This is a genomic window from Duganella zoogloeoides, from assembly GCF_034479515.1.
In the GTDB taxonomy this organism is placed as follows: domain Bacteria; phylum Pseudomonadota; class Gammaproteobacteria; order Burkholderiales; family Burkholderiaceae_D; genus Rugamonas; species Rugamonas zoogloeoides.
The window spans coordinates 1,711,299-1,729,493 of the sequence record NZ_CP140152.1; the positions used below are offsets into that span (position 1 = coordinate 1,711,299).

General features: G+C 62.9%; 14 protein-coding genes and 2 tRNA genes. 8 read left to right on the top strand and 8 right to left on the bottom strand.

Features of this window, described 5'->3' with window-relative positions; all coding sequences use genetic code 11:
- Positions 1–6: 6 nt before the first annotated feature.
- The 6 genes from SR858_RS07585 to SR858_RS07610 all read left to right on the top strand — a co-directional run bounded on the left by SR858_RS07585 (position 7) and on the right by SR858_RS07610 (position 5,397).
- Positions 7–717 carry an RlmE family RNA methyltransferase gene (locus tag SR858_RS07585; protein WP_019922147.1) on the top strand — a complete coding sequence of 237 codons (711 nt, stop codon included), beginning with the start codon at positions 7–9 and terminating at the stop codon, positions 715–717.
- Positions 718–927: 210 nt separating this feature from the next.
- Positions 928–2,811: an ATP-dependent zinc metalloprotease FtsH gene (ftsH, locus tag SR858_RS07590; RefSeq protein WP_026637344.1), complete on the top strand. Its 1,884-nt coding sequence runs from the start codon at positions 928–930 to the stop codon at positions 2,809–2,811.
- A gap of 67 nt (positions 2,812–2,878) precedes the next feature.
- Positions 2,879–3,718 (top strand): dihydropteroate synthase, encoded by an 840-nt coding sequence (folP, locus tag SR858_RS07595; protein ID WP_019922149.1) that lies wholly within the window; start codon positions 2,879–2,881, stop codon positions 3,716–3,718.
- Between the two features lie 31 nt (positions 3,719–3,749).
- On the top strand, positions 3,750–5,105 hold the full coding sequence (gene glmM, locus SR858_RS07600; protein WP_019922150.1) for a phosphoglucosamine mutase: 1,356 nt from the start codon (positions 3,750–3,752) through the stop codon (positions 5,103–5,105).
- Positions 5,106–5,174: 69 nt separating this feature from the next.
- Positions 5,175–5,251 (top strand) — tRNA-Pro (locus SR858_RS07605).
- Positions 5,252–5,320: 69 nt separating this feature from the next.
- Positions 5,321–5,397: transfer RNA gene (locus SR858_RS07610), tRNA-Arg, on the top strand.
- A gap of 33 nt (positions 5,398–5,430) precedes the next feature.
- Here the strand turns inward: SR858_RS07610 and SR858_RS07615 are convergent.
- On the bottom strand, positions 5,431–6,018 hold the full coding sequence (locus SR858_RS07615) for a hypothetical protein (RefSeq protein WP_154819870.1): 588 nt from the start codon (positions 6,016–6,018) through the stop codon (positions 5,431–5,433).
- Between the two features lie 130 nt (positions 6,019–6,148).
- Positions 6,149–6,769 carry a hydrolase gene (locus SR858_RS07620; RefSeq protein WP_019922152.1) on the bottom strand — a complete coding sequence of 207 codons (621 nt, stop codon included), beginning with the start codon at positions 6,767–6,769 and terminating at the stop codon, positions 6,149–6,151.
- Between the two features lie 203 nt (positions 6,770–6,972).
- Between SR858_RS07620 and SR858_RS07625 the strand changes: the two genes are divergently transcribed.
- Positions 6,973–7,470: an FKBP-type peptidyl-prolyl cis-trans isomerase gene (locus tag SR858_RS07625; protein WP_019922153.1), complete on the top strand. Its 498-nt coding sequence runs from the start codon at positions 6,973–6,975 to the stop codon at positions 7,468–7,470.
- A gap of 42 nt (positions 7,471–7,512) precedes the next feature.
- Here SR858_RS07625 and SR858_RS07630 read toward each other — a convergent pair whose 3' ends face one another.
- The 6 genes from SR858_RS07630 to SR858_RS07655 all read right to left on the bottom strand — a co-directional run bounded on the left by SR858_RS07630 (position 7,513) and on the right by SR858_RS07655 (position 17,216).
- Entirely contained in the window at positions 7,513–9,981 is a 2,469-nt protein-coding gene (locus SR858_RS07630; RefSeq protein ID WP_019922154.1) for a TonB-dependent siderophore receptor, read from the bottom strand.
- Between the two features lie 86 nt (positions 9,982–10,067).
- A complete protein-coding gene (locus SR858_RS07635) occupies positions 10,068–11,039 on the bottom strand; it encodes a FecR domain-containing protein (RefSeq protein ID WP_019922155.1) in 972 nt (323 codons plus the stop codon).
- 1 nt (position 11,040) lies between these two features.
- Positions 11,041–11,568 carry a sigma-70 family RNA polymerase sigma factor gene (locus SR858_RS07640; RefSeq protein WP_019922156.1) on the bottom strand — a complete coding sequence of 176 codons (528 nt, stop codon included), beginning with the start codon at positions 11,566–11,568 and terminating at the stop codon, positions 11,041–11,043.
- Positions 11,569–11,632: 64 nt separating this feature from the next.
- Entirely contained in the window at positions 11,633–13,426 is a 1,794-nt protein-coding gene (locus SR858_RS07645) for a sensor domain-containing phosphodiesterase (protein ID WP_019922157.1), read from the bottom strand.
- Positions 13,423–15,072 carry a methyl-accepting chemotaxis protein gene (locus SR858_RS07650; protein WP_019922158.1) on the bottom strand — a complete coding sequence of 550 codons (1,650 nt, stop codon included), beginning with the start codon at positions 15,070–15,072 and terminating at the stop codon, positions 13,423–13,425. Before SR858_RS07650 ends, SR858_RS07645 begins: the two co-directional genes overlap by 4 nt.
- Positions 15,073–15,269: 197 nt before the next feature.
- Positions 15,270–17,216, bottom strand: a complete 1,947-nt coding sequence (locus tag SR858_RS07655) for a CocE/NonD family hydrolase (protein WP_019922159.1) — start codon at positions 17,214–17,216, stop codon at positions 15,270–15,272.
- A gap of 319 nt (positions 17,217–17,535) precedes the next feature.
- On the opposite strand from SR858_RS07655, the gene SR858_RS07660 reads away from it, so the two are divergent.
- Positions 17,536–18,126, top strand: a complete 591-nt coding sequence (locus SR858_RS07660) for an FxDxF family PEP-CTERM protein (RefSeq protein WP_019922160.1) — start codon at positions 17,536–17,538, stop codon at positions 18,124–18,126.
- Positions 18,127–18,195 lie beyond the last annotated feature (69 nt).

Genomic DNA, 18,195 nt, shown 5'->3' on the forward strand with positions numbered 1-18,195 from the left:
ACGCGAATGGCAAAGAACAAATTAAACAAAAACTGGATTCACGACCACATTAATGATCCGTACGTGAAATTGGCCCAGAAGGAGGGCTATCGCGCCCGTGCGGCTTTCAAGCTGAAAGAGATCGACGAGGAAGAAAAACTGATCAAACCGGGGCAAGTCATCGTGGACCTCGGCTGCACCCCCGGCAGCTGGGCGCAGTACACGCGCCGCAAGCTGGCCGGCAAGGATGGCGGCGGGGTCAACGGCACGCTGATCGGGCTCGATATCCTGCCGATGGCGCCGGTGGCCGATTTCCATTTCATCCAGGGCGACTTCCGCGAACCGGAAGTGTTGCAAAAAATGGAGGACGTGCTGCAAGGCCAGAAAGTGGACCTGGTGTTGTCCGACATGGCGCCCAACCTGTCCGGCATCGCCGACAGCGACGCCGCCCGCATGGAGCACCTGATCGACCTGGCCATCGAATTTTCGCAGGCCCACATGAAACCCTCGGGCGCCTTGCTGGTCAAATGTTTTAAAGACATGGGTTTTAACGATATCGTGCTGAAATTCCGTAAGGAATTTAAAACCGTGACGCAAAAAAAGCCCAAGGCCAGCCGCGACAAGTCGTCCGAAATTTTCCTGCTGGGCCGCGGCCTGAAAAACCCGACCGACAGCATGGCGTCCGCAGTACCCTACGAACTCGACGATTTCGCGCCGGTTCGCCCCGAAGTTGACTGATTTACCCTTGATATTCGTGCAGCAGGCCGCATATCGGCCAAGGTGAAGCATTTTTATCTTGATCGACCAGTAATTTTGATCAAATAATGTGAGCTTGGCCGGGTTTGCGCCCGGTAGAGGAGTGGGCTTCTGGCACCGCCTGCTTATTGCGAGTAAAATCGGGTTTCTAGCTATAGGTTAAGAGATGCGCCCTGCATCCAAGGAGTTTTCGTGAATAACATGTTTTCCAAGTCAGCCATTTGGGTAGTTGTCGTACTGCTCCTGCTCATGCTGTACAAGCAGTTCGATAGCCATGGCGTTGCTGCTGGCGCCCGACCTATTCCATACTCCGAACTGCTCGATGCGGTGAAAGCCAAGAACATCAAGGAAGTTGTCATTGAGGGCAACACCATCACTGCCGTCAAGAGCGACGACACCAAGGTGCGCACCACTGCCACCATACTCGATCGCGGTCTGATCGGCGACCTGCGCGACAACGGCGTCAAGTTCGACATCCGTCCGCCGGAAGAGCCAGGCTTCCTGCAGCAAATCTTCGTCTCGTGGTTCCCGATGCTGTTGTTGATCGGTGTGTGGATTTTCTTCATGCGCCAGATGCAGGGCGGCGGCAAGGGCGGCGCATTCTCCTTCGGCAAGTCGAAGGCGCGCATGCTGGACGACTCCAATAATTCGGTCACCTTTGCCGACGTTGCCGGTTGCGACGAAGCCAAGGAAGAAGTCAGCGAAATCGTCGATTTCCTGCGCGACCCGAGCAAATTCCAGAAACTCGGTGGCCGCATTCCCCGCGGCGTGCTGATGGTCGGTCCTCCAGGTACCGGTAAAACCTTGCTGGCCCGTGCGATTGCCGGCGAAGCCAAGGTGCCGTTCTTCTCGATCTCCGGTTCCGACTTCGTCGAAATGTTTGTCGGCGTCGGTGCATCGCGTGTCCGTGACATGTTCGAGAACGCCAAGAAGCATTCGCCGTGCATCATCTTCATCGACGAGATCGACGCGGTCGGCCGTCACCGTGGCGCCGGCATGGGCGGCGGTAACGACGAACGCGAACAGACGCTGAACCAGTTGCTGGTCGAGATGGACGGTTTTGAAGCGCAATCCGGCGTGATTGTGATTGCCGCGACCAACCGTGCCGACGTGCTCGACAAAGCGCTGCTGCGCCCAGGCCGTTTCGACCGCCAGGTATCGGTTGGCCTGCCGGACATCCGTGGTCGTGAGCAGATCCTCAACGTGCACATGCGTAAAGTGCCGATCGGCACCGACGTCAAGGCCGACATCCTGGCCCGCGGTACGCCTGGCTTCTCGGGCGCCGACCTGGCCAACCTGGTCAACGAGGCTGCGCTGTTTGCCGCCCGCCGCGCCAAGCGCCTGGTCGATATGGCCGACTTCGAAGATGCCAAGGACAAGATCTTCATGGGTCCCGAGCGCAAGTCGATGGTCATCCGCGAGGAAGAGCGTCGCAATACGGCTTACCACGAGTCCGGTCACGCCGTGGTTGCCAAGCTGCTGCCTAAGGCGGATCCGGTCCACAAGGTAACCATCATGCCGCGCGGCTGGGCCCTGGGCCTGACCTGGCAGCTGCCTGAACACGACCGCATCTCCGGTTACAAGGACAAGATGCTGGAAGAAATTTCCATCCTGTTTGGCGGCCGTATCGCGGAAGAGATTTTCGTCGGCCAGATGTCCACCGGCGCCTCCAACGACTTCCAGCGCGCCACCAAACTGGCCCGTTCGATGGTCACCAAGTTCGGCATGTCCGATTCCCTTGGCGTGATGGTTTACGAGGATGAGCAAAATGATGGCTTCATGGGTGGCAGCAACAAGACCATCTCGGAAGCGACCCAGCAAAAGGTCGATGCGGAAATCCGCAACATCCTCGACCAGCAATATGCACTGGCCCGCCAGCTGCTGGAAGACAACCGCGAAAAAGTCGAAGTCATGACCAAGGCGCTGCTCGACTGGGAAACCATCGATGCGGACCAGATCAACGACATCATGGCCGGCCTCGAGCCGCGCCCGCCTAAACCAGGCGTGACCATCCGCAAGCAGCCACCTGGCGACGGCGGTTCGGGCGTTTCGCCTACCGTGACCGCACCAGCGTAAGCCTGCGGCAGGTATTCAACACCCAAGGGTGAGGAGCAATCCTCGCCCTTTTTCTTTATAGAATCAGATGCGATCCACATTCCAGTTCGGCCGTTTCAACTATCCTTTGCAGGGCGCAGGCCGGCGCCCGCGCGTGATGGGCATTCTCAACGTCACACCCGACTCCTTTTCTGACGGCGGCAACTACCAGGCGCTCGAGTTCGCGCTTGGCCATGCCGAAGCGATGATCGAGGAGGGCGTCGATATCATCGACATCGGTGGCGAGTCCACCCGGCCCGGCTCGCCGCCGGTGTCTCTGGAGGACGAGTTGCAGCGCGTGATGCCGGTGGTCTATGCGCTGCGCGACCTCGGCCCCGCCATTTCGGTCGATACCTACAAGCCGCAGGTGATGCGCGAAGCCATCATTGCCGGCGTGGACATGATCAACGATATAAACGGTTTCCGCGTCCCCGGCGCCATCGATGCGGTACGCGACAGCGACTGCGCGCTGTGTATCATGCACATGCAATCCGATCCGCAGCACATGCAGCTCGCGCCCAGCTACGCCGACGTGGTGGACGAGGTCATCGCTTTCCTGCGTGAACGCATCGACGCGCTGCTGGAGGCCGGGATTGATCCGCGTCGATTGTGCATCGATCCGGGTTTTGGCTTCGGCAAGACGGTGGAGCATAATTACGCATTGCTCAAGGCGACAGGCCGCCTCATCGAAGAGACAGGCATGCCGCTGCTGGCGGGGCTGTCGCGCAAATCGATGATCGGCGCGGTGACCGGTAAGCCGGTGGAGCGGCGCGCAGCTGGCAGCGTGGGCGGCGCCTTGGCTGCGGTGGCGCAAGGCGCCATCATCGTCCGCGTGCACGACGTGGCCGACACGGTGGACGCGCTCAAGGTATGGCAGGCAGCCCAATAAAAAACATACAGACAAAGAAAAGAGCACAAACATGGCACGACAATATTTTGGCACCGATGGCATCCGCGGCCTGGTGGGCGTCTCGCCCATTACGCCTGACTTCGTTATGCGCCTCGGCTATGCCGCCGGCAAGGTTTTGGCCGGCAAGGGCACCGGGACGGGCAGCAAGCGTCCAACGGTGTTGATCGGCAAGGACACGCGCATTTCCGGCTACATGCTCGAAGCCGCGCTCGAAGCCGGCCTGGCCGCCGCCGGCGTGGACGTGATGCTGGCCGGCCCGATGCCCACGCCAGCGATTGCCTACCTGACGCGCGCCCTGCGCCTGTCGGCCGGCGTGGTGATTTCGGCGTCGCACAACCCGTTCCAGGACAACGGCATCAAGTTCTTTTCCGACCAGGGCACCAAGCTGCCCGACGCGGTCGAACTCGAGATCGAAGCCGCGCTCGAGCATCCGATGGAATGCGTGGCGCCGGAAAAACTCGGCCGCGCCAAGCGCCTCGACGATGCCCAGGGCCGTTACATCGAGTTTTGCAAGAGCACGTTCCCCAACGAGCTCGACCTGCGCGGCCTGAAAGTGGTGGTCGATTGCGCCCATGGCGCCGCCTACAACATCGCCCCGCACGTATTCCATGAACTGGGCGCGGAAGTGATCGCCATCGGCAACAAGCCGGACGGCTTCAACATCAACAAGGCCCACGGCGCCACTGCGCCCGAAGCGATGGCCGCCGCCGTGCGCGCCCACGGCGCCGACCTCGGCATCGCCCTCGACGGCGACGCCGACCGCCTGATCATGTGCGACGCCAACGGCCGCCTCTACAACGGCGACGAGCTGTTGTACCTGATGGTGATCGACCGCCTGGCCACCGGCCCCGTGGCCGGCGCCGTCGGCACCCTGATGACCAATATGGCGGTGGAAGTGGCGATCAAGCAGAAGGGCGTGGGTTTTGCGCGCGCCAAGGTCGGCGACCGCTACGTACTCGAAGTGATGCAGGAGAAGGGCTGGCTGCTGGGCGGCGAGGGCTCGGGCCACCTGCTGTGCATCGACAAGCACACCACCGGCGACGGCATCATCTCGGCGCTGCAAGTGCTGTCGGCCCTCAAGCGCGCGGGCCGCTCGCTGGAAGAGGCCACCGCCGACCTGGTGTTGTTCCCGCAAACCCTGATCAACGTGCGCGTCACGCCCGGCTTCGACTGGACCGAGAACGCTGCCATGGTGGCGGAAAAAGAGCAGGTCGAGCGCGAGCTGGGCGACACCGGCCGCGTCCTGATCCGCGCCTCCGGCACCGAACCGCTGATCCGCGTGATGGTGGAAGCGCGTAGCGCCGACGACGCCAAGTCGATGGCGCAGCGCATTGCCGACAAGATCGACGTCAAACTGGCGGCATAAGTTAGTTTCTGCAAGATACTTCGGGCCGTCCATTGACGGCAACGCCCCGGAGTATTAGAATGCTGTCTTCGGAGTGTAGCGCAGCCCGGTAGCGCACCTGGTTTGGGACCAGGGGGTCCAAGGTTCGAATCCTTGTACTCCGACCAAAAACACTAAACGGGTTGTCCTAGACAACCCGTTTTTCATTTCTGCGGCGAATTCTCGCTGTACAAAAACTGCCCATAGCTCAGTTGGATAGAGCATTAGCCTTCTAAGCTAAGGGTCGCAGGTTCGATTCCTGCTGGGCAGGCCAAAATCCCAATTGATCGTATTTTCCGGTGTGGCATCAGGGCGTGACGGGCCTGGGCTTCTGGTGCTGCGCCAGCCTGGTTGCTGCAGCAGGATCGGCTTCGGCCGCAGGCACATTGAAGGTCGCCCAGCACTTGGTCGGCGCAGCGCACAGCAGTTGGATGGTTGCGTCCTTGTGCACCCACCGCGCAGAGCGGCCATCGTCGGAAACAGGAGCGCCGAAGCGGGTCGAGATCGACTGGAAAATCGTCTCCCGCTCCGTGCCTTCCGCCAGCACTTTAATGCGCGTCACGGTCAGATCTTTTTTCAACGCGATCTCGAACCATCCGCGCGCCGCCCAGAGCGGACGCGAGTCCGGGTCCGGCAGGTGGGCGCTGCCCCAGCGCCCGCCGATGTCGTCCATGCGCGGACTGCTTCGCCAGCAAATTTGTTCGGCTTTTTCGTTGTTGAGCGGACAGATGCCAGGCGAATGCTTGAGCTTTCCATTAAAGGGAATGCCGAGCACCTGCGTGGGAGCCGCCATGACAGCGAGCGGCAGGGCTGTCATCACGAGCGCTAAAAAAGTTTTCATGGCGGTATTCTGAGAGTAGTTACCTTCGCGTCGCTTGGTCTTGCCGACTACCATGTATTCTACTGAAGCTCAGGTATGCCTAAACTCGGCTCAACGGTGCAAACCGGCTTCTGATCTTCAAATTGAAGGTGCCGATGCCATCCGTTAAGGTACGGGTGTCAGCACAGCCAGGTATTTAGCCAAATCACTGCGGCGTCAACATCTGCCGCGCATAGCGCAATCCCACGCCATAACCGCCGCCATTTTTCTCCACCACCGCGCGCGCCGCGTCGTAGGTGTCGTGGCGGGTCCAGTCGCGTTGCAGTTCCAGCAGCACTTGCAGCCAGCTGGTCGGTTGTGCGCCTTTGGCGATCATCCGTTGCAGTGCGAGATTGTGGCCCATTTCGGTGAGGCCGCCGCAGGCGTCGCCGGCGACGTAGCACTCATAGCCCGCTTCGATGGCGCTGAGCACGGCAAAGCTGATGCACGCTTCGGTCAGCATGCCGGAGAAGATCAGCTTTTTGCGGCCGGTGGCGACGATGGCAGCCTGCACCGCCGGGTCTTCCCAGGCGTTCATGTTGCGGCGCTCCAGCACCGGGTGGTCGGGGATCAGCGCGTGCAGGTCGGGCAGTAGCGGGCCGCTGTAGATCTTGCTGGCCGAGGTGCTGGCGACGATCGGCAGCGAGAATGCCAGCGCTGCCTCCAGCAGGGCCACGGAATTGTTGAGCAGGGTCTGGCGGTCCATCGATTGCACGGCAAATTGCAGACCGGCTTGCTGGTCAAGCAGGACCAGCGTGCAATTGTCGGGGGTAAGTAAATCTTGCATGGTGTGCTTTCGAACGAGGGAGGATGCTGTCGATTGTAGGCAAGTCGCCAGCGCTGCATAACCCGCGAAGTGGGCGGGTACGGTTCCCTCCTAGGTAGCAGACGCCACGGGCAACCTCCGCGCGCACCGTAGCCGTTTCAGATTGGCAGAAGGCGTGCCGCGCTGTATGCTGCGGCGGCTGACAACCATCACGAAAGAACCTCATGAAACTGCTGTCCTCCGCCATCCTCGGTTTGACCCTCACGCTGGCTTTGGCCGCCTGCAACAAAAAAGAAACCCCGCCTGCCGCCGAAGCCCCGGCTGCGGCCACAACGCCGGCGCCAACCCCGGCTGAGGCGCCAGCCGCTGCACCGGTGGCCAGCACCGAACTGCAAAAGATCGACACCGTCGTCGGCACCGGCAAGGAAGCCGTGGCTGGCGCCACCGCCGTCGTCAACTACACCGGCTGGCTGTATGTGCCAAGCGCCCCGGCCCAGCATGGCGAGCAGTTCGATTCGTCGGTTGGTCGTTCGCCGTTCAGCTTCCAGCTCGGTGGCGGCCAGGTCATCAAGGGGTGGGACGAAGGCGTGCAGGGCATGAAAGTGGGCGGCAAGCGTACCCTGATCGTGCCGGCCAGCTATGGTTACGGCGAGCGCGGCGTGGGTCCGATTCCACCGAACTCCAACCTGATCTTCGACGTCGAACTGCTCGACGTTAAGTAATGTCACACCAGCCTCCCAGTGCGGGAGGCTGTCTTCACCGCATCAGAAACGGTATTTGGCCGTCAGCGCCACCGCGCGGCCAGGGCCGTACATGCCCGAGTACCACCAGTCCGACACCGACGCCGTGTATTTCTTGTCGAACAGGTTGCTCACATTGACCGTCGCCGACAGCTTGTCGCTGAAGTCATAGCGGCCCATCAGGCTGGCCACTGCGTACGATTTCTGTTCCCAGTACAGGTCGCGCTCGATTTGCCACGCCGAAATATCCGAATACACCTTGCTCTGCCAGTTGAAGCCGCCGCCCACGGTCAGGCGCTTGAGTTCGCCCGGCATTTGGTACGTGGTCCACAGCTTGACCAGGTTGCGCGGGAAGGTGGTCTGGATGGTCTTGTCTTCGTTGCTCCTGGTGCGGCTGTAGGACCAGGAGGCTGAAACATTCCAGTTCGGCGTCAACGCGCCGGTCGCTTCCAGGTCCAGCCCCCCGGTGCGGGCGCCCTTGATGGTGCGGTAGGCGGGCATGGTGGTGCCGGGCACGTTGAAGCCGGGGTCCGACTCGGACAGGTTCTCCTGTTGAATCCGGTACACGGCCACGCTGGTATTCAACTGGCCCTGCAACCAGCCGCTTTTTACACCAGCTTCATAGGTCTTGCCCTGGCGCGGCGCCAGCAAGTTGCCGTAACGGTCTTGCGCCGCCTGCGGCTGGTAGATGGTGGAATAGCTGGCGTAAGCGTTGTGGATGTCGTTGATTTCATAGACCAGGCCGCCGTATGGCGTTACCACGTGTTTTTCCGAGGCGGGCGCGGCGCTGTAGTAGGGGATGGTCGGCGCGTCGGTGACGTAGTTCTCGTCGTAGCGCATGACCTTGGCGCCAGCGATCAGGGTCAGCTTGTCGGCCAGGTTGAAGCGGCCGGCGGCATAGGCGCTGGACTGGCGCCGGGTGCTGTCGTAGGTAACGTAGGTGTCGCCAAACACCGGCGCCTGGTTGCGGTCCCAGGTGTAGAGGTTGACCGGTGTGCCTTGCAGGTTCCAGTCGAAGCTGCCGTCGGTCTTGCTCTGGAATTCGTTGTAGTCGAGGCCGAACACCACTTCGTGCTTGCGGCCCCACAGCGTGACTGGGCCGCGTACCTTGACGTCAAAGCTTTTCGATTTCAGGTGGTAATTGCGGCGGTTGGCGGCCAGCAGCAGGCCGTCGCCGCTGGCCTGGTCGGCAAAGCCGCCGCTCACATCCAGGTACACCGAGCGTTCATCCTGCGACGACGTCAAATGGCTGGCCGAGACTTTCAGGCTCCAGTTGTTGCCCAGCGCCTGCTCGAGCGTGGCGAAGACGTCGGTGGAATCGGTGTCGAAGCGGTTGCCGGGCGCTGCCGGCGAGAACGAGCGGGGCAGGTCGGTCATCACGCCGTTGCTGTAAAACAGCGGGAAGCCCAGGTACGACAACGAGCCTTTCGAGCGGTTGCGCTGGTGGGTCACGCCTGCGCTTACCGTGGTGCCGGGCCGCAGGTCCGCTTCCACCACGCCGTACAGCACCTGCTTGTTGTGCCGGTAATGGTCGATATCGCTCTCGTTGTCCTGCGCCACCGTCACCAGGCGGCCGCGCACGCTGCCATCGTTATTCAGTGGCCCGGATACATCGAAGGCGCCGCGCAGTTGCTGGTTCGACCCTGCCCGACCTGCCACTGACGACTGGGATTGCCTGGTCGGTTTCTTGCGCACCATGTTGAGCGCCCCCGACGCATCGCCGGCGCCGGTCATCAGGCCCGAGGCGCCGCGCAGGATTTCGATGCGGTCGTACAGCGCCATGTCGGCCAGGCTTTGCGAGGGCAGGGCATTGAGGCCCAGGTTTTCCGAGTGGGTATTGACGCCGTCGAGCTGGTAGTTGGTGATCGAGTAACCGCGCGCAGTAAAGCCGGTGCGCTCGCTGCCCAGCGAGAACAGGGTGACGCCGGGCGCCTGCGCCATCACCTGGCCGATGGAGGTCAAGCCCTGGTCGGCCATGCGCGCGCTGGTGATCACGCTGATCGATTGCGGCGTCTCGCGCAGCGACAGGCCCAGCGGCGTGGCGGTACCGAGCGCTGCGGTGGAGACGTAGGCGCCGGTGCCCTCGCTGGCATCGCCTTGGGCCGTGACCGAGACGGCCGGCAGGCTGCCCATGGTTGGCGCTTCGGCCGCGCGCAGCACCCAGGCGCCGTTGCCGCTGAGGGCCGCAGTCAGGCCGGTGCCGCGCAACACGCCGTTCAGTGCGTCGGGTACGGTGTGGCGGCCATCGAGGCCGCTGCTGGTCTTGCCGCGCGTTTGCTCGGGCGTAAAGCTCAGCAGCACGCCGGCCTGGCTGGCGACCTGGCGCAGCGCGGCGCCCAGCTCGCCGGGAGGCACGCGGAAGTCATGGCTGGCCGGGGCCGCAGCAGAGGACGGCGCGGCTTGCGCCTGCACGTTGCCGGTGCCGGCCAGCAATGCCGAGGACATAAAAACCAGTTGGATGGCAACAGCCATCGGGGTACGGATGAGGGACATGGTGACCTTGTAGTGGTGTGTCGGTTGACTTTGCCTATACGGGTCACGCCGGAATCGAAAACGGGTACTGTTTTTTTAAATATTTTTTACTTTGCTTGTAACTGCACCCAGTACGGTGTGCGGTATTGAACCCGCACCGGCAGTGCATCGGGCAGAGAGCGCAGCACGGCGTCGGTGTCGGCCAGCGGGTACACGCCCGAAATGCGCAGGTCGCCCACGGCGTCGTCGCAGGCAATGAAGCCGCTGCGGTAGCGGCTCAGTTCGTGGATAAAGTCGCGCAAGCGCATGGAATCGGCCAGCAGCAGGCCCTGGCGCCAGGCCCAGGCTTCGGGGCCGACGGCGCGCACCGGCAGCACCTGATTGTTCGTCATGCCCGCGCCCTGGCCGGCCGCGACAATCACGGCGGCGCCACCGTCGCGTGGCGTCAGGCGCACGCGGCCCTGTTCGACCGCGACCATGGTCCGGTCGTCGTCCTTGCGTACCAGGTAGCGGGTGCCGAGCGCCAGCGCGCGGCCGTGCGTGGTCTCCACCAGGAACGGGCGGTACGGCGTGCGGTGCTCCTGCGCGGTGGCCACATGGATTTCGCCCCGGACCAGTTGCAGCAGGCGCCCGCTGGCCGTGTAGCGGAGATTGACTGCCGTGTGGACGTTCAGGTGCAGCGCAGTGCCGTCTTCCAGCGTGATTTGGCGGCGCGTGGTGCCGGTCGAGACATCGGCCAGCAAGGTGTGCGCGGTATCGCTGCGGCTGGCGAACCAGCCGGTGGCGCCGAACGCCGCCAGCCATACCAGCGCCCGCAAGCCCTGGCGGCGCGCGGTGGGCTGGCGCGCCAGGGCCTGGCGGCTGGCGCGGGCGTCGAGTTCCTGAAAGTTGCCGCTCACCTGTTCGATATGGCGCCAGGCGCGGTCGTGGTCGGGATGGGCGTCGCGCCAGGCGCGCCACGCTTGCCGCTGCGCCACCGTGGCATCGCCATCCATTAGCGTAGTGAGCCATTGCGCTGCCTGCATGGCGATGTCGAGCGCGATCGGCTGGCCATCGGCATAGACGGTGGTCTCGGCCATGTCAGGACGCGGCAAAATCGGGCACGGCAAAGAAGCAGAGCAGGTTGGCCCTGGTCAGGTATTTCTTGACCGAGTGCGTGCTCACGTTCAATTCGGCGGCGATATCGGCGTAGCGCATGCCGTCCAGGTGCGCCATCAGGAACGCTTGCCTGGCCGGTTCCGGCAACTTGGCAAGCGCGCGGTCGATCAGGTGCAGCGATTCGACCACGATGGCGATGGTTTCGGGCGAGGGTGCACACGCTTGCGGCGCGTGCAGCAGGGCGTCCAGATAGGCGTGCTCCAGCGCTTCGCGGCGGCAGTGGTTGGCTATCAGGCGCCTGGCGATGGTGGCCAGGAACGGGCGCGGCTCGGCAATGGCGCCAGCCTCGCGCGCCACCAGGATCTTGATGAAAGTATCGTGCGCCAGGTCGCCAGCCAGCCCCGCATCATGCAGCCGCCGCTTGAGCCAGCCGAGCAACCAGGAATGATGGTCGGTGTACAAGGCCTGGAAATCGGGCTGGGGGCTGGAGGAGGGGGATACGGCAAGCATCTGGCAATTCAATGTAAATGAGAATTGTTATCATTGTAGCCGGATGCGGGCTGGCAGACAATCGCTAGCTGGTGTTGTCTGCGCCATGCTGGTGCCGCACCAGGTAGTCAATAAACGCCCCCGCCCCCAACGGCTTCGAAAAATGGTAACCCTGTGCCACATCGCAGCCCCATTCACGGATCAGCGCCAGCGACTGCGCGGTTTCCACGCCTTCGGCCACGACCTGGTAATCGAGTTCGCGCGCCAGGGCGATCAGCGAGCGGACGATGCGCTGGTCGCGCGGGTTGGTGTGGACGTGGCGGATCAGCGATTGGTCCACCTTGACCACCGTGGCCGGCACTTTCTGCAAATACGCGAAATTGCTGTAGCCGGTGCCGAAGTCGTCGAGCGCCAGGCCCATGCCCAGCGCGCGCATGCGGTGCAGCGTGGCCAGGATGTCCGCGCCTTCCATCCAGACGCCCTCGGTACATTCGATTTCCACGTAGCGCGGATCGACGCGATGCTGCCGGCAGGCGGCGGCCAGCCGGTCCACCAGGTCCGGTTCCTCGAAATTCCAGGCCGACAGGTTCAGCGCCACCTTCACCAGGTGACCGGCCGCATGCCACGCGCCCAGCTGGGCGATGGCGGTGTTGATGACCCAGTCGCTGAGCGGACCGATCAGGGCGGTGGTTTCGATCAGCGGGATGAATTCGGCCGGCGAAATGGCGCCCAGCTCGCGGTGGTGCCAGCGCAGCAGCGCTTCGGCGCCGTGGCAGGCGCCGCAGGGCAGGTCGTGCTTCGGTTGATAGACCAGTTCGAACTCGCCGTCGGCAATTGCCCTCCGCACATCGTGCAGCAGGCGGAACGCACGCCGCTGTTGCGCGTCTTCGGTGTCGCTGTACAGGCTCCAGCGCTGCTGCGCGCTCAGGGCCTGGTTGACGGCGGCGGCCGCCTGGCGCGGGGCATCGGCGGTCGAATCGGCGCCCAGCGCAAAGCGCACGATGCCGCCAAAGCCGGGCAGGACCAGCGGGATGTTGAGGCTGGTGAGCGGAGTTTGCAGCGCCGCGTCCAGCCCGTGCAGGTAGTCGATGAAGGCGTCGCTGTCGGCGTCGCGCGCGAGCAGGGCGAAGCGGGTGTCGCCCAGGTGATAGACCTGGGCGCGATCCGCGAACAGTTGTTGCAGACGGGCGCCCACTTCGCGCACCAGCTGGTCGTGCACGGCCGCGCCCATCACGCGGATGATTTCGAAGGCGCGGGCGGCGTCGGGCATGGCAAGGTCCACCAGTACCCGTTGTGCGCCCGGGGCCAGCGCGGCGGCTGCACCCAGGTCGTCAGCCAGCTGGTATTTATTCGGCATGCCGCTCACCGCATCCACGTGCCCCACCGCGCGGCCCAGCGTGATGTGCGCCATCACCAGGCCGGCCAGCGTGGCCAGGCGCTGCTGGTCGCTGGCAGGGAGAACGCGCGTGCGCTGGTCGATCAGGCACAGTGCACCGATGGCATAGCCGTCTTGCGTCACCAGCGGCGCGCCGGCATAAAAGCGCACGCCTTGCGGCCCGGTCACCAGCGGGTTGTCGGCAAAGCGGGGATCGCGCAGCGTGTCTTCGATCACCAGCACGCTGGCCTGGGCGATCGTGTATTGGCAGAAGGTCTTGTCGCGGTCGGTGTTCGGCGGGCAGTAGCCGACTGCCGACTTGATCCACTGACGGTCGCTGTCGAGCAGCGAAATATAGGCGCCCGAGACGTCGAACAGGGTTTTTGCCAGCGTAGTCACGCTGTCGAAGTAGTCGCTGGTGTTGGTGTTGAGGACGCCCAGTTGCTGCAGCGCCCGCACCCGCTCCGGTTCCGAGTTTTGCCGCAACAGCACCGGCAGCGTCATGCCGTTGCGGCCAGCAGCAACTGCGGCTCCGGTGTGCGTGCGGACCGGCCTGCCGGCGCCGCCACCGCGCTGCGCTCGGTCTTGAACACGCCAACCGCGTGGTTGAGCAGGGCGGCCTGGTCCTGCAGGGTATCGACCGTGCCGGTCGCTTCTTCGACCAGCGCCGCGTTCTGCTGCGTCACCTGGTCCATCTGGGCGATGGCGCGGTTGACCTCCTCGATACCAACGCGCTGCTCCTCGCTGGCGCTGGCAATCGATTCGACCATGTCGGAGACGCGCTTGACGCTGCTGACGATGTCCTGCATGGTGCTGCCCGCGTGTTCGGCCAGGTCGGTGCCGGTGTGGATGCGTTCCACCGATTCGTCGATCAGCGCCTTGACTTCGCGCGCGGCGGTGGAGCTGCGCTGGGCCAGGTTGCGCACCTCGGTGGCGACCACGGCAAAGCCGCGGCCCTGTTCGCCGGCCCGCGCGGCTTCCACCGCTGCGTTCAGGGCCAGGATATTGGTCTGGAAAGCGATGCCGTCGATCACGCTGATGATCTCTTCGATCTTGCGCGAGGACGCATCGATGGCGTTCATGGTCTGCACCACCTGGCCGACGATCTCGCCGCCCTGGCTGGCGACGCCGGACGCTTCGCGCGCCAGCTTGCTGGCGTTGCGGGCGCTGTCGGCGTTCTGTTTGACGGTGGCGGTCAGCTCTTCCATGGCCGACGCGGTTTCTTCCAGCGAGCTGGCCTGGTCCTCGGTGCGGCTGGACAAGTCCTGGTTGCCTGCCGAAATCTGGGTGCTGATGCTGGAAACGGCCTGCGCCGCGTCATGCACTTCGGTGACGGTGGCGTGCAGGTTGCCGCTCATCTTGACCAGCACCGCCATGATGCTGTCGCGGTCGCCATCGCGCAGGCTGACCTGGTGATACAGCTCGCCGCGATCGACGGCGTTGGCCAGCGCCTTCACTTCGGCCGGCTCGGCGCCGAGTGCACGCAGCAAGTGCTGCGACACGCGCCACGCCACCACGGCGCCGATTGCCATCGCGATCGCCACCGCCAGCAAGGCCAGCGACTGGAAGTTGTGGGCGCCGTGGCGGGCCAGTTCGGACTCGGCCTCGGTCATTTTTTCTTCCTGGTCGATAAAGCCGTTGATGCTGGCCAGCCAGTCGATGAAGGCCGGCCTGGCCTGGCCCAGCATCAGGCTGCGCGCGCCGTCGATATCGCCGGCGCGGCGCGCTTCGATGATCTGCTTGACCAGCGGCGTGGCGCGCGCTTCGTTCTGCTTGATCTTGTCGAGCCAGGCGCGTTCCTCCGGCATCACCTTGGCCTTGGCCTGGCCGAACTGGGCGTCCATCGGGCGCGCCGATTGCTGGTAGTCGGCGTCGAGCTTGTCGATCAGGGCCACCACGGCGGCCACATCTGCGTCTGCCACCAGGGTGACGTCGCGCAGCGCAATCGCGCGGTCATGCACGCTGCCACGGAAATTGATCGCGTAGCGCTGCTTGACGTTGTTGACCTCGCTGATGTGCTGCAGGCTGTTGTCGATGGCGTTGACCTTGACCACGCTCAGGGCGGTCAACGCCAGCATCATCGCCAGGATGATGCCAAAGCCGATCCGCAGGCGGGCCGCGACGCCGAGGCCGGTATGATTGTTTTCCATGGAATTCCTTAAGTGGCAACGACGGTAGTGAAGCTGATGCCGCTATCATATTTCCTAAAACCAATTCTGTTAAGTTTATAGATTAAATAAACTCAATAGAGTTTTCCTATTGGAAATAGTAGTGTTGCAACTTTACTGCGTCAGGCAAGGAAAATCCCTCCCTCGAATGGGAGGGTTCCCATGGTCTGTCTGCTTGCTTAGCGGGGACCGGGCAGCACCTGCACCTCGATGCCCGAAAACATCGACGGAGCGCGGTACACGCGCTGGGTCGCCTTGCGGAAATCTTCGGGCCTGGCCTTGGGGATATCGACAAAGGTTTGCGGGTTCAGGTCCACCAGCGGGAACCACGAGCTCTGGATCTGCACCATGATGCGGTGGCCGCGGCGGAACGTGTGGTTGATGTCGGTCATGCTGAAATTGACCGGTTCGACCTTGCCGGGTGTGAACGGCTCCGGCTTCTCGAAACCGTTGCGGAACTTGCCGCGCAAGGGATCGCCGCGCACCAGTTGCTGGTAGCCGGCCATGGGAATGGCCGGTTTCTCGACATCGGTCCGCGGGCCGTCGGGCTTGGCGGCCGCCGGGTAGTCGTCGGGATAGACGTCGATCAGTTTTACAATCCAGTCGGCATCGGTGCCGCTGGTGGAGACGAACAGGCGCGGTTTTACCGGACCGCTCAAGGTCACATCTTCGTCCAGCGGCTCGCTGCGGTACGTCAGCACGTCGGTGCGGCTCGCGGCAAAGCGCTGGTCGCCCACCATGTATTCCTTGGGCACGCCGATGGCCGGATAGCCGGTGTACGGCACCGGCTTGCGCGGATCGGCAACGTATTCGTCGAAGCCGTCGCCGCCGGCCGCCGGCTGTTGCCAGGCCAGGGTGCCGTTGGCGCCCAGGTACAAGGTGCGCGCCTGCGCCTGCTTCGGTGGCCAGGCCGCGTACTCGCGCCAGACATTGCTGCCGGTCTCGAAGGCATGCACTTCCGCCTTGTTGGGATTGGCCACGCCTTTCAGGTGCTGCTCGAAGAACGGAAACTCGATGTTTTTACGGAAGTACTCGCCGGTCTTGGCGCCGAACTGCACGCTGCCCAGGCTCTGGCCGTCGTAGCGGCGCCAGGCGCCGTGCGACCATGGCCCCATCACCAGGCCGCTGTAGATCGCCGGATTATTGCGCTTGATGGCGTGGTAGGTGGTGAGCGGGCCTTGTAAATCTTCGGCGTCGTACCAGCCGCCCACGGTCAGCACTGCGGCCTTGATGTTTTTCAGGTGCGGCGCGATGTTGCGGGTTTTCCAGAAGTCGTTATAGGTCCAGTTGGCAATCGTCGGCATCAGCAAGGCGCGCTGGGAGGCCGTCATGGTGTCGGTGATGTTGGACAGCGTCAGGTGCGACAGGAAGAAATCGTAGCCGTCCGGGGTGCCGTAGTCGAAGTTGCTCCAGCTCCTCGGCAGCGGGGTCGGGTTCTGGGCTTCGACAAAGGCGGCGTAGAAGTCGAAATTGGCCGCCAGCATGAAGGCGCCGCCATGGTAGGAGTCGTCGTTCATGTACAGGTCGGTCACCGGCGCCTGCGGCGAGGCCGCCTTGATGGCCGGGTGCGAATCGATGATGCTGGCCGACGTGTAAAAGCCCGGATAGGAAATCCCCAGGATGCCGACCTTGCCGTTATTGTTGGGAACATTTTTCAGCAGCCACTCGACCGTGTCGTGCATGTCCTCGCTTTCATTGCCTTCGCCCCTGGCGCGGCGTGCGTTTACATGCGGTGTCATTTCCTGCCATTTGCCTTCCGACATGTAGCGGCCGCGCACGTCCTGCTGCACGAAGATATAGCCGCTGCGCTGGAACTCGGGCGACGGGCCCAGGCGCGCGGGATAGAAATCGACGCCGTAGTGCAATTCGTCATCGGCGTGCACGCCAGCGCTGTACGGCGTGCGTTCCATCAGGAACGGATAACGGCGGCTGGCGTCCTTGGGGACGTACACGGCGGTGAACAGGCGGGTGCCGTCGCGCATCGGGATGCGGTATTCATACTTGGTGTACTGCTCGCGCACGCTGGCGACGGTGGAGGCGGCCGGTTCGTCGGCGGACTGGGCCGGGGTAACGATGCTGCCCAGCAGCGCGATGGCGAGGGCGAGGGTATGCAGGCGATGGTTCATGGTCTTCCTGTGGTCGGTTCAGCAAACTTGCCTAGTGTAATGTCAGTGGATAACTTTCGCTGCGTTAAATTTACGCAAGGCAAAATTCCTATTTAAAAACAACTACTTGAAGTTGGGCGTCATGGCTTGTTAACAGGCTTATCCACAGAATCTGTTAACAACAAGGGTTGTATGTAAAAGTGTCCAGGAAGCCAACTAGTTTGCAAAAGCAATCACTGTGTTAGGTAACTAACAGTTGATTCCGATACAACTAGCTTATTATCTTGTCACCGGTGCTGCGTACCGGAACGCCAACTAACAATCTTTCAACGGAATGACTATGAAACTCAAAAATATCCTGATCGCATCGATGATCATGGGCGCCAGCGTAATGACTTCGTCGGCCTTCGCAGCAAACGTGGGGGACACGGAAGCGGCTGTTCTGGTCAGCAACAAGGCTGGCGGTTTCCAGACCGTGGTCGGTAACACCTTCGACGCCGATCAGGTGTCCAACGTTTTCAGCGACAAGTTCACGTTCACCCTGAACGGCAACTACAACGCTTCCGGCACCTTGAGCTCGACCTTCCTGAGCACCAACCCGATCCAGGATCTGGTCATCAACGGCTTCAGCCTGGTGAAATATGATCCGGTGACCCAGGCCGTTATCTCCACCTACGCCGGCACCAACGTGCTGGGTTCGGGCGTGGGCACCGAAGACTACTGGAAATTCAACGCCAACGGCCTGACCGCCGGCAGCTACTACCTGTCCGTGAACGGCCTGGTACAAGGCGCGGGCGGCGGTTCGTACTCGTCGAACGTCAACCTGGCCATGGCACCCGTGCCAGAAGCCGAAACCTATGCCATGATGATCGCCGGCCTGGGTCTGCTGGGCGTGGTGGCACGTCGTCGCAAGGCTGCCAAGCAAGCGTAAGTTTAGCTGGTTGTGATTCCCTGCGGGGCGGGCGCGCAAGTGTCCGCCCCGCAGTCGTTTACGGCCTGT

Excerpts from the sequence above, each read along its gene's own strand:
- folP (WP_019922149.1), top strand. The coding sequence starts at position 2,879 with ATGCGATCCACATTCCAGTTCGGCCGTTTCAACTATCCTTTGCAGGGC.
- SR858_RS07640 (WP_019922156.1), bottom strand. The coding sequence starts at position 11,568 with ATGCTTGCCGTATCCCCCTCCTCCAGCCCCCAGCCCGATTTCCAGGCC.
- glmM (WP_019922150.1), top strand. The coding sequence starts at position 3,750 with ATGGCACGACAATATTTTGGCACCGATGGCATCCGCGGCCTGGTGGGC.
- SR858_RS07645 (WP_019922157.1), bottom strand. The coding sequence starts at position 13,426 with ATGACGCTGCCGGTGCTGTTGCGGCAAAACTCGGAACCGGAGCGGGTG.
- SR858_RS07615 (WP_154819870.1), bottom strand. The coding sequence starts at position 6,018 with ATGGTAGTCGGCAAGACCAAGCGACGCGAAGGTAACTACTCTCAGAAT.
- SR858_RS07625 (WP_019922153.1), top strand. The coding sequence starts at position 6,973 with ATGAAACTGCTGTCCTCCGCCATCCTCGGTTTGACCCTCACGCTGGCT.
- SR858_RS07585 (WP_019922147.1), top strand. The coding sequence starts at position 7 with ATGGCAAAGAACAAATTAAACAAAAACTGGATTCACGACCACATTAAT.
- SR858_RS07620 (WP_019922152.1), bottom strand. The coding sequence starts at position 6,769 with ATGCAAGATTTACTTACCCCCGACAATTGCACGCTGGTCCTGCTTGAC.
- SR858_RS07635 (WP_019922155.1), bottom strand. The coding sequence starts at position 11,039 with ATGGCCGAGACCACCGTCTATGCCGATGGCCAGCCGATCGCGCTCGAC.
- SR858_RS07660 (WP_019922160.1), top strand. The coding sequence starts at position 17,536 with ATGAAACTCAAAAATATCCTGATCGCATCGATGATCATGGGCGCCAGC.
- SR858_RS07650 (WP_019922158.1), bottom strand. The coding sequence starts at position 15,072 with ATGGAAAACAATCATACCGGCCTCGGCGTCGCGGCCCGCCTGCGGATC.
- SR858_RS07630 (WP_019922154.1), bottom strand. The coding sequence starts at position 9,981 with ATGTCCCTCATCCGTACCCCGATGGCTGTTGCCATCCAACTGGTTTTT.
- SR858_RS07655 (WP_019922159.1), bottom strand. The coding sequence starts at position 17,216 with ATGAACCATCGCCTGCATACCCTCGCCCTCGCCATCGCGCTGCTGGGC.